10 protein-coding genes and 2 pseudogenes are annotated in these 10664 nt (G+C 68.6%); 6 read left to right on the top strand and 6 right to left on the bottom strand.

What is annotated here, in order from left to right; translation table 11 throughout:
- Both ACWDA7_RS45495 and ACWDA7_RS45490 read right to left on the bottom strand, forming a co-directional pair.
- Window positions 1-218: hypothetical protein (locus tag ACWDA7_RS45495; protein WP_450613122.1), on the bottom strand; the 218-nt coding region annotated here is incomplete at its 3' end.
- 413 nt (window positions 219-631) lie between these two features.
- Complete coding sequence (locus ACWDA7_RS45490) at window positions 632-1600, bottom strand: GlxA family transcriptional regulator (RefSeq protein WP_450613120.1); 969 nt, start codon at window positions 1598-1600, stop codon at window positions 632-634.
- Window positions 1601-1733: 133 nt separating this feature from the next.
- Between ACWDA7_RS45490 and ACWDA7_RS45485 the strand changes: the two genes are divergently transcribed.
- The 3 genes from ACWDA7_RS45485 to ACWDA7_RS45475 all read left to right on the top strand — a co-directional run bounded on the left by ACWDA7_RS45485 (window position 1734) and on the right by ACWDA7_RS45475 (window position 4217).
- A complete protein-coding gene (locus tag ACWDA7_RS45485) occupies window positions 1734-2372 on the top strand; it encodes an HD domain-containing protein (protein ID WP_450613118.1) in 639 nt (212 codons plus the stop codon).
- Between the two features lie 34 nt (window positions 2373-2406).
- Window positions 2407-2895 (top strand): hypothetical protein, encoded by a 489-nt coding sequence (locus tag ACWDA7_RS45480; protein WP_450613116.1) that lies wholly within the window; start codon window positions 2407-2409, stop codon window positions 2893-2895.
- Window positions 2896-3290: 395 nt separating this feature from the next.
- Window positions 3291-4217 (top strand): NADP-dependent oxidoreductase, encoded by a 927-nt coding sequence (locus ACWDA7_RS45475; protein WP_450613114.1) that lies wholly within the window; start codon window positions 3291-3293, stop codon window positions 4215-4217.
- Between the two features lie 142 nt (window positions 4218-4359).
- On the opposite strand, the gene ACWDA7_RS45470 is transcribed toward ACWDA7_RS45475, so the two are convergent.
- From ACWDA7_RS45470 to ACWDA7_RS45455, 4 genes and pseudogenes are all read right to left on the bottom strand, one after another.
- Entirely contained in the window at window positions 4360-4548 is a 189-nt protein-coding gene (locus ACWDA7_RS45470; protein ID WP_450613112.1) for a hypothetical protein, read from the bottom strand.
- A gap of 468 nt (window positions 4549-5016) precedes the next feature.
- The gene (locus ACWDA7_RS45465) at window positions 5017-6249 is read right to left on the bottom strand and encodes a GNAT family N-acetyltransferase (protein ID WP_450613110.1); all 1233 of its coding nucleotides are present in this window, start codon (window positions 6247-6249) and stop codon (window positions 5017-5019) included.
- Between the two features lie 581 nt (window positions 6250-6830).
- Window positions 6831-6965, bottom strand: a pseudogene (locus ACWDA7_RS45460) (hypothetical protein); the annotation flags it as partial.
- Window positions 6966-7099: 134 nt separating this feature from the next.
- Window positions 7100-7411: pseudogene (locus ACWDA7_RS45455) on the bottom strand (response regulator transcription factor); the annotation flags it as partial.
- A gap of 248 nt (window positions 7412-7659) precedes the next feature.
- Between ACWDA7_RS45455 and ACWDA7_RS45450 the strand changes: the two are divergent.
- The 3 genes from ACWDA7_RS45450 to ACWDA7_RS45440 all read left to right on the top strand — a co-directional run.
- The gene (locus tag ACWDA7_RS45450; RefSeq protein WP_450613108.1) at window positions 7660-7911 is read left to right on the top strand and encodes a hypothetical protein; all 252 of its coding nucleotides are present in this window, start codon (window positions 7660-7662) and stop codon (window positions 7909-7911) included.
- A 10-nt stretch (window positions 7912-7921) separates the two neighbouring features.
- Window positions 7922-9100: a flotillin family protein gene (locus ACWDA7_RS45445; protein WP_450613106.1), complete on the top strand. Its 1179-nt coding sequence runs from the start codon at window positions 7922-7924 to the stop codon at window positions 9098-9100.
- Between the two features lie 428 nt (window positions 9101-9528).
- The coding region (locus ACWDA7_RS45440; protein ID WP_450613105.1) for an IS200/IS605 family accessory protein TnpB-related protein at window positions 9529-10664 on the top strand (1136 nt) is incomplete at its 3' end.

Below are 10664 nucleotides of genomic sequence, written 5' to 3'. Positions count from 1 at the left end.
GCATCGCGCTGCAGGGCGCGCTTGACCGCCCACATCGCCGAGTACAGGTTCTCCGCACGCTGCAGGTCTTCAAGGCGGTGGACGTCCAGGGGCAGGCGGATGACCGCCAGCTCGGTGTCCTCGCCGCGCTTCCAGCGCTCGCCCTTGTTCTTGCCCCGGAACCGGCGAACGGGCGCGGCATCGGAGGCGGGCGCGGCATCGAGCAGGCTCGTGCTCATGGACTTTCCCACCTCCTTGTGGACCCGCCGACGTACGGAGACCCCTCCGGGCATGCGCCGCCTCGGCATTCACATCAAAGCTACCTGCCACCACTGACAACGCCCCCTGCAGCCAGTCAGCTTGACTCCCTACGCCGTCGGTTACGGGCCTGCGTCTGACCCACTGCACCACTACCGACCTGCGGGCCTGGACCGGACTGACCGGACCCCAGATGCACCGGCTCGTGAAGCATCTGCGGGCACAGTCACGTTTCCTCAGAGATCGGCGGCAGCCGGGCGGGCGGCGCTGTGCGACGGGGGAACCGCCGACAGGGTAGATGCAAGCTGAATATCTGGCTCGACGGTCAATCGCCCAACGCGCATCCCACCGCCGTGGGAAGCGATGCGGCAACTGCCGTCGGTGTCTGTCGGTGCTACCGGGTACGGCGGGCGGTGCTGAAACGGCGCTGGTATGCAGCGGGACTGATGGACAACTCTCGTGTGAAGACCCGCCGGAGACTCTCGTAGCTCGGGAACCCGGCCAAAGACGCCGCCTGTGTCGCGGTATGCCCCTGGTCGAGCAGAGCCTTCGCGATATCGAACCGGATCGACTCGACGTAGCGGGCCGGTGTGGTGGACAACTCCTCTCGGAACAACCGCGTGAGATGGCGGGGACTGAGGTGGAGATGCCCGGCGAGTTCGCCAAGGGAGTGGTTCCCCGCGGGATTCGCCGTCACCAGGTCGACGATGGTGCGAAGGGCCGGGGACCGGGGCGGTGGGCCCTGCAGGGGCGCGGAGAACTGTGACTGGCCGCCTGCGCGTTGCAGGTAGACCACCAGGGCCCGGGCGACGTCCCGGCTCAGGTCAGGACCGTGGTCTTCCTCGACGAGAGCCAGCGCCAGATCGATGCCGGCGGTGACGCCCGCCGAGGTGTACGTAGTTCCGTCGCGAACGTAGATGGCATCGGGTTCTACGCGAATCTTCGGGTACCGGGCGGCGAGTTCGCCCGCGATCTTCCAGTGGGTGGTCGCACGCTTGCCGTCCAGGAGTCCGGTGGCGCCGAGGACGAATGCTCCGGAGCAGACCGACGCGACCCGGCCAGATCGGACCGCCAGCTCCCTCGCGGCCTCGATCAGATCCTGGGTGACGGGAGCTCTGGGATAGACGACCCCGCCCGGCATCACGAACGTGTCAGGGTCCGGCTCGGAGGCGGGGCTGCCGTCGACGGCCATCCGCAGGCCGATCGACGAGGCGACGTCGGCACCGGTCGTCGACAGTAGGGCGATCCGGTAGTCGGCGCCAAGTCGATTCGCTTCCCCGAACACCTCTGCGGGGCCGGCGACGTCCAGCAGTGCGACCCCGTCATAGACGAGGATCGCGACCCGATGCGTTTCGGAGCTCACAACCCTATTCCTCAGGTGTCTGGATTCGAGTGGTTCACGGCCGAACCGAGGCGGCGGCGAAACCACGCAGTGGGCATCGTAGAGGCCAGACGCACTACCTGCTCCTCACCACCGCATCGAAAGCGCGAACTTCATGACTGCCATCATTGCAGCAGTGGAAATACCCGAGATCGCAGCAGTGGCGGAGGCTACCAGTTTTCTTCGTGAAACGGCCAGTCCTCTCATCTTCCATCACTCCCAGCGTGTTTTCCTCTTCGGTTCTCTTCACGCGCGCGAACTCGGCCTCCAGCCTGATCCGGAGCTGCTCTACATATCCGCGATGTTCCACGACACGGGGCTTTCGACCCCGTTCTCCGACACGGAGCAGCGCTTCGAACTCGACAGTGCCGACCACGCGCGCAAGTTCCTGCTCGACCGCGGGTTCCCGAAGAGCGCCGTCGAGGTCGTCTGGACAGCGATCGCGCTGCACACGACACCGGGGATTCCCGGCCGGATGGGCCCGGAGACGGCTGCCACGAACTACGGCGTTCTGACCGACGCGGTCGGCTGGGGGCTGGACCGACTGGATGGCGGTCAGGTGGACGAGATCATCGCCGCCCATCCGCGCGGACAATTCAAGAAGGAATTCCTGCAGGCATTCGTCGACGGGCTCCAGAATCGTCCGGACACTACCTACGGGACCGTGAATGCGGACGTACTGGAACACTTCATTCCAGGTTTCCGCCGCAAGACCATGGTCGAGCGCGTCATTGATGCGTCCTGGCCGAATTGATTTCGATGAAGCCAGAGGCAATCCGATGACACCGGTGGCTTCCGGCCGCGATCATCCCCGCCCCGACACGTTCGTCTTCTCCGTCCTCACCTTCGTCTTCCTGATCCTCACGGTGACGGTTGTCCGGATCCCCGAGACGGCGGCGCCGCGAGCCGGCGTGCGGGCCGCGCTACGTCCGAGGGTGCGGGTTCCGCAAGGAGCCCGGCCCCGGTTTCTGGCCGCCGTACCCGCCCTCGTCGCGGGATGGTCCGTGACGGGGCTGTTCCTCGCGCTGGCCCCCTCCGTGGTCACCGGCGTCCTGCACGTGACCTGGGGTGCTGCGGGCGGGCTCGACATCGCCGCGTTGTTCCTGGCCAGCGGCGTGGGAGGCACGTGGTCTCTCCGGCATACAGCGCGGTTGGCCACGCTCCTGGGGGCGGTCTTCCTGCCCCTCGGGGCGGCGGGACCGGCGGTGGCCATCGCCCTGTCGTCGCTGGTCACCTTTGCGGGCGGATCCGTCATGGCGGGGCTGGGGCTGGCCTGACGTTCAACGGCAACCTCCGCGCCATCGGGGAGATCACCACGGCGGACTCGCGATCGGAGGTGTTCTCGGCCGTCTATGTCGTCAGTTACGCGGCGCTGAGTCTTCCGTCCCTCGCGGCCGGCCTCCTGGCTCCTTCATGGGGGCTGAAAGCCACGAGCTATCTCTCCATCGGGTTCGTCGGGGTCCTGTCACTGATTGCCCTCATCCATGCCGGTCGGTCACGTGCCGACGGACCCACCGGTCATGCTGGCCGTATCGGCCGTACCGGCCGTACCGGTCCGATGCAAGCAGCCGTCGTCTGTCGGAGTACCTGCGAGAGGCAACGACACGACGGTAAAGATCCACTGACGTGATTGATACATGCACTCTTCGGAAAGCCAGACAGAGGAACAGTCATGCAAGCCATCACCGCCTCAGACCGCGACGCCGGCGTCAGCGGGCTGACCCTGACCGACCTGCCGTATCCCCATGCCGCCGAGAACGACGTCATCGTGCGGGTGCATGCCGCGGGATTCACCCGTGGAGAGCTCGACTGGCCCGGAACGTGGTCCGATCGCGCCGGCCGCGACCGCACGCCGAGCGTGCCCGGGCACGAGGTCTCGGGTGTCGTGGCGGAGCTCGGATACGGAACCACCGGCCTCACCGTCGGCCAGCGGGTCTTCGGACTGACCGACTGGGCCCGCAACGGCTCGTTGGCCGAGTACGTCGCCGTGGAGGCCCGCAACCTCGCCCCGCTTCCCGCGGATGTCGAGCACACGGTGGCGGCCGCGCTGCCGATCTCCGGGCTGACCGCCTGGCAGGGCCTGTTCGACCACGCGCGGATCATGACCGGCCAGACCGTCCTGATCCACGGCGCCGCAGGTGGCGTCGGTTCGATCGCGGTGCAGCTCGCGCTGGAGGCGGGAGCTCGTGTGATCGGCACTGGTCGGTCCGCCGACCGGGACACCATCCTCGCTCTGGGCACGCATACGTTCCTGGACCTCGAGGCCGGCCGGCTGGAGGACTCCGGCGAGGTCGACGTCGTATTCGACGTGATCGGCGGTGACATCCTCGACCGCTCGGCCGCGCTCGTCCGCGCCGGTGGCACGCTCGTCACGATCGCCCAGCCGCCCACCGTCCGGCCCAAGGACGGACGGGCGCTGTTCTTCGTCGTGGAACCCGACCGCGCGCGTCTCGCCGACCTGGCGCAGCGGCTCCGGGACGGGCGGCTCGACGTGCGGGTCGGCGCGGTCCGCCCGCTGACCGAGGCAGCCGCCGCCTTCGCCCCTGATCGGCGCGTCACCGGCAGGACGATCATCCAAGTCGCCGAGGATCCCCGGTGATCACAGAGTGTCGCAACTCCGTGATCACCAGGAAGATGTTCAGCAGTTTCGACGGGACCCCGGCGCACTCTTTGTTCGACGGAGGGGATCAGGTCCGAACTCCGACTCCAGCCGCCGCGCGGTGACGGCCGGGTCCACCGAGTCAGGAAGCCCGGCAGGTCCCGGTCCGGTTGCCGAACGAGGTACGGGCGAACCGGGTCCGCACCTCGTCGGCGGAAAGGACGCGGGTCAGCTCGGCCGGCCCCGGGAGCGGCGGGAAGAACCGGTCGACGCTCCAACTGCGGTGATACATCCACTCGTCCAGCACGAGCAGACGGCATCCCTCCACCACGGGGATGTCGTCGGGCAGCCCCTCGTTCCAGATCCGCTCGCCGTCCGGGCGAAGAGTTCGACGGCCCCGGTGGCGACGGCCTCGACGCGGCCTCGGGCGGGCTCGGGGTCCGTGGCCAGGCGGACGCTCTCAGCCGAAGGCGCAGTGCCGGGCACGTGGCCGCCGACGAGGACGTGGGCGAGCAGCGTGTCCAACGTGTCCAACGTGTCCAACTGGAAGTTGTCCCCGATGCCGCCGATGCGCACCTCGAACCTGGTCCCGGAGGGCCGGTGCCGCACGACCAGGGGCTCGTCGTCCAGGACCGCCGGCCCGTAGGCCAGGCACTGAGGTCGTGCCGCTCCAGGGATGCCAGGTCGCGGCGGACGCCGTCGCCAGACGCTCAACGAGACCCTTCACATCAAGCCCAACGCACCGGCCGGCTCAAAAACAGCGCCGGACGAGACTTGTGCAGGGTCGGCGAGCACGCGGTCAGAACCAGTGCAGGCAGTGCGGGGAGCGCTCGGCGCGGAAGAGGGCGTCAGCGAGGGCGGCCGCACCCGCGCTGTGGGCCCGGATGTGTCCGGCACGCACGAGCGTGCTCGGGGCGGTGCCGCCGAGGTACACGGAGCCCAGGTCGCTCACGTCCAGGGACAGGTCGGGCTCCCGGTCCGTCGGGACGCAGTCGGCCTTGCCGTCGCGGACGGTCAGCACGTAGCGGCCGCGCTCGCCGAGGAACGGGTCGTCGACGTCGAGGACAAGCTCGCCGTCCGTGAACCAGCCGCGCCCCGTCAACGCACGCGGGACGTCCAGCAGCCGCACCCAGAGCCAGTCGGTGTCGTTGCTCACCTGGCCGGCGCGGAAGTCCGCAAGCTGCCAGCGCAGCGGGTGGTCGGGCGAGACGTGCTTGAACACGACCTGGCTGACCAGGTCGTGTCCGAGTACGAACCGGGCCAGGGCCGTGAAGACGGTGTCGTCGGTGGCGATGGTCTCGTCGACCGTCAGGGTGTCGGACTCGCTCAGCGAGTAGCTGGCGTACCCGTCCGGGACGCCGTCGGCGTCACGGTGGACGGCGACGTGGCGTGGCGCCGGAGAGACCGGGGGCTGCCCCGCGCCCAGGGCCCACCAGCGGTGCGGCCGGGACAGCGCACCGGGCTGTGCGCGGCGGTACCGGTCGTAGACCTCTTCCAGGATCTCGCCGCAGTGGGCACGCCGCAGCAGCTCGATCGAGCCGGTGTCCGACCCGGTCGCCGGGGCGTCGGCCGTTCCGCGCGCCCGGGGCAGGGCGAGGGCGGCCTTGTGGCGCGGCACCGTCACCCGCTGCGTGTGAGTCGCCGGTCCGTAGCCGAACCTGCGGTAGATCAGGGCCTCGGAGGCCAGCAGTACAGAGAGGAACTCCCCTCGGGCCCGCAGATCGTTGAGCTGATGCCGCATCATCGCGCTGAGCACGCCCTGGCGTCGGTGCGAGGGCAGGACGCCGACGGCGGTCACTCCGGGGGCCGGGGCAAGGATCTCGCCGGGCAGGGTGAGTTCGAAGGAGTACGCACCGGCGGTGCCGACGGGCCGCCCGTCCGCCGTCATGGCGAGCAGGTTGCGGTCCATTTCGAGCGCCGACCACCAAACCCCGCGGCCCTCGGTCGGAGTCTCCGGGAAGCGCCCGAACGCGGCATGGAGAGTATCGACGAAGACGTCGTGGTCCTGGTCGGTCGTGGGACGTATCTCCATTGCTGCCGCTGCCTCCCCGGGATACCGGCACCACGACTCGTGGTGCCCCGCCACAGTGCAGCGTTGACCCGTGGCCGGGTCAAGCGGATTACGGTCGGGCCCGCGGCCGGTCACAGCACAGCCCGGTCCCAGCCCGGCCCCGGGGGGTTGCGGTGGTCGGGCACGGCACCAACAAGTCTGCGTCAACGAGCGGACCGATCCGCCAACCGCCAACCGCCAACCGCCAAAGAAACGACGTCTACCTTCCGCAGGAGCGGGCTACGTCTGCTGCTCTTCGGATTCTGCTGGGAGAGTAGGCATGCCAGAGCCTTCGCACCGGCACCCGGCCCGTGCGAAGGCTCCAAAGCAAATCAGTCCCCGGTAGTGCTGCCCGTGTCCTGAAGCTTCAGTCGTCACTGTCGCCTCGGTATCGCGCCGGCTTGCCGGGGGCCTAAACCACATCCTGTCCAAGTCACTCGGCCGACTAGGCGTCCTCATCGACTTTGCAGCTCTTTCGGTGTTATGGCCTAATAACCAGGGTGCTCCCTATATGTCGCAAGTCAATAGGTTTCAGGTAAATTCCACAGGGGAATTCTCCGCGATCACCTACGACTGCGGCAGCCGGCCCGCCCGGCGGCCTGCTCCATGAAACCGAGCGCGGTATCCGCTCGGCGGTGCGTGCACGCCGGCACCTGCCGCCGCAGTGCATCCAGCGCCCGCGCCCGCGTGACACCGACACGCCGGCTACCCTTGACGACCGTCCAGCTGTCGCCCGTTTCGGCTGGTCAGCGCCAACGCATCTGATCGCCTCCGGGTCCCGGTGGTACATCCCGGCGCGTGACGTGCAGTGGGCAGAGGCAGGGAAACCTGGTCAGGCCAGTCCGGCGTCGATGGCGCGGCGGACCGCGTCGGCCCGGTCGCGGATGTCCGCCTTGCCGAACAGGTTGTTGATGTGGGTCTTCACCGTGGCTTCGCTGATGAAGAGCCGCTCAGCGATGGCCCGGTTGGGAAGGCCCTGGCCGATCAGGGTGAGCACTTCGCGTTCCCGGGGCATGAGGTCTGCCGGCAATGGCTCCTGGGGTGCCGACTGCTTGGTCCGTACGGCGGCGAGGAGCCGGTCCTGGACCTCGCGGTCGAGTACCGACTGGCCGGCGGCGGCCCGGATCGCTCGCGTGATGTCACGGCAGCGGGGTGAACCAGGGGTCTTCGGGCCTTCATAGAGCTCGTCGCCCTCGACGCCCTGGCCGACCGCGGGTCCGGGACTTTCATGCATGACCGCGCGGTCATCCCGGTGTCGACGCGGCCAGGTGCCCTACCGGGACGGGTGGTGCGCCGTGCTGAAAAGCAGGCCTCGACCGCAGTGTAGGCGCCTGTCACGGGTGGGTCTAAGGTCGGAATATCAGGGCCAGAACGATGGGAGGCAGTCGGCAAATGGTGCAGGACGAGGCCGTGATCGGCTGCACGGGGGAACTGCTCATCGGCACGCGTGGATCCGCCGGTCCCGGCGAGATCCTGGTGCGGGTCAGAGGCGGCTCCGAAACCTTCCTCGCCTGGTCGCAGGAACCCCTGCCGATCGGGACGACGGTACTTGTGGTCGAGTCCCGAGGGTGTCGTGAGGTCGACGTCATCGAGTGGGGCGATCCATTGGACACGTTGCGCGGCGATGCCGCCGACGTCGGTTAAGGAGAAGAGGATGTTCGGTTACCGCGTTCCCGCCCCCGACGAGGCGATGCTGATCTCGGGTGGACGGCGGGGACTGGGGGGCGCGCCGTTCAGGGTGGTGACGGGGCATGGCAAGTTCGTGCTCCCCGTCGTCCGCAAGGTCCGCTTTCTTACCCTGTCGATGTGCGAGGCCGAGGTCACCGAGACCTGCGTGACCAGGCAGGGCATCGCGCTCAACGTCCGTGCCGTGATCGCGTTCAAGGTCGGCAACGACAACGAGAGCATCATCAACGCCGGACAGCGGTTCCTCTCCGACCAGGACCAGATGTCGGTCCTGACCGGCCGGATCTTCGCCGGCCATCTGCGCGCCATCATCGGCTCGATGACGGTCGAGGAGATCGTCACGGAGCGGCAGAAGCTCGCAGCCGAGGTGCTGGACACCTCCAAGACCGAGATGGCGAAGATCGGCCTGATAGTGGACTCGCTGCAGATCCAGTCGATCGACGACGGCGACACCGGCTACATCGACGCGATGTCCGCGCCACACAAAGCGGCCATCCAGCGGCAGGCCCAGATCGCCCAGGCCCAGGCCAACCAGGCCGCGGCCGAGGCGGAACAGGACGCCGCGCGCAAGCAGGCCGAGTACGCCCGGCAGACGGCGGTGGTGAAGGCCGAGTACTCGGCCGAGGTGGACCGCGCCCAGGCGCACTCCTCCCAGGCCGGACCGCTCGCCCAGGCGCACGCCCAGCAGGAGGTGCTCGCCGCCCAGACCGAGCTGGCGCAGCGCCAGGCCAAGCTGCGGCAGCAGCAGCTGGTGGCCGAGGTCGTGAAGCCCGCGGAGGCCGAGGCGGAGCGGGTCAGGATCCTCGCCATCGCCGAGGCGGAGCGCATGAAGATCCAGGCGGAGGCCGCGGCCTCGCACGACCGGGTCGCCCTCGACCGCATGCTGATCGACCAGCTCCCGCAGATCGTGAAGGAGGCCGCGGGCGGCCTCTCCGGTGCCAATGTCAACGTCCTGAACGGCGCGGACGGTCTCGGCGAGATCGCGGCCGGTCTGGTCGCCCAGGGCCTGACGATCCTGGACTCGGTCCGGCAGAACCTCAACGGCCAGGGCGGCCAGAACACCAGCGCCCGCCCCGAGGAGGGCAACGGTCGGTTCGAACTGCAGGGCCCGCGTACGCCGGGGCAGGACAACGGCGAGGAGAGGTAGTCGGCTCCAGGTCCCTCTCGGGGCTCTCCGACTGCGCGGTGCTCGCCGCGCCACGCGGTCGGAGAACTGCCTTGCTGATCAGTGATGGGCACCGGCCTTCCTCGGCTACGTGATCACGCGAGGTGGCCGTCGCGAAGCGTGGCCGCGCGGCACGCGCCGCCTCCGCAGATCGTCATGACACCGCACAGCCGGACCGCCCCGGCCACAAGGACATCAGCGGCCCGGCCCACAGCGGAAAGCAGGGAAAGGCACCTGAGGGTTGGGAGCTGTTCGGTTTCGGATGTGCAGGAGTGTGTGTGAGTGTGCACGAGCATGTACTGGTTCGTGGTGGTGCAGCGCGCGCACGACGCTTGGCGGGCTCTGAATGTCAGTGCCGGCCGGTAGCGTTCTTCCTGTTGCTGATCAAGCGTTGGGGAGGGGGTGCATCGATGCGTGGTGAGTTGCTGCGTACGATCGCTGCCTCCTTCGTGGCCGTCGGCCCGTCCGGCGTGGCGATCCGCACCCGCCTCAAGGACCTCACGCCGGACGACGAGCAGGTGTTACGTGTGGTCGGCGCGCATCTGGGGTCGCTGGCCTCGAAGGATCTCAAACGCCGGTGCGCCGAGGGCCTGGAGCACTCCGCGGATACGTGGGCCAGGCGCAAGCGGGCCCTGACCGACGCGTCGTCCTCGCGGTGGGCCGGTTCGATCACGAAGGCCACCCATGATCAGTGGGCGCTGTCCCGGCGTGCCCAGCTCGCGCACATCCACAGCCTTGAGGCCGGTATCAAGACGATCGCGCACCGCCTGTCGCTGCCGGTGGGCGAGAAGGGCTCGAAGCGGGCGCCGGGCGGATACCGCACCCGCCAGGAGTGGTTCCACAAGACCCGGCGACTGCATCTGCTGAAGGACCGGCTGGAGCGGGAGCGGGCCGATCACGAGGTGGGGCGGGTGCGGGTGGTGCGGGGCGGCAAACGCCTGCTCCACACCCGACACCACCTCGACGCGGCGCAGCTCACCAGGCACGCATGGCGACAGCGCTGGGAAGCAGCGCGCTGGTTCCTGCAGGCGGACGGCGAATCGGGCAAGCGGTTCGGGAACGAGACGATCCGCGTCACACCCGACGGCGAAGTGTCACTAAAGCTGCCTGCTCCGCTCGCCTACCTGGCGAATGCCCCGCATGGCCGGTACGTCCTGTCCAAAGCTGTGACGTTCCATCATCGCAGCGACGAGTGGGCCGACCGCATCACCACGAACCGGTCCGTGGCCTACCGCATCCACTACGACATGGGCCGCTCCCGCTGGTACCTCACCGCCTCCTGGACCATCCCGCCGGTCACCACCGTCCCGCTGTCCCACGCCCGCGCAGGCGGTCTGATCAGCGTCGACACCAACGCCGACCATCTGGCCGCCTGGCGCCTCGATCAGCACGGCAACCCGTGCGGCCAACCGCGCCGGTTCTTCTACGACCTGTCCGGCACCGCGGACCGGCGTGACGCCCAGGTACGGCATGCACTGATCCGGCTCCTGCACTGGGCGAAACGCCACGACCTGTCGATCGCGATCGAAGACCTCGACTTCAGCGC

This window comes from Streptomyces sp. NPDC001156, from assembly GCF_053598275.1.
The sequence above is the reverse complement of the archived record's forward strand: the minus strand, read 5'-3'. Positions and strand labels throughout refer to the sequence as shown.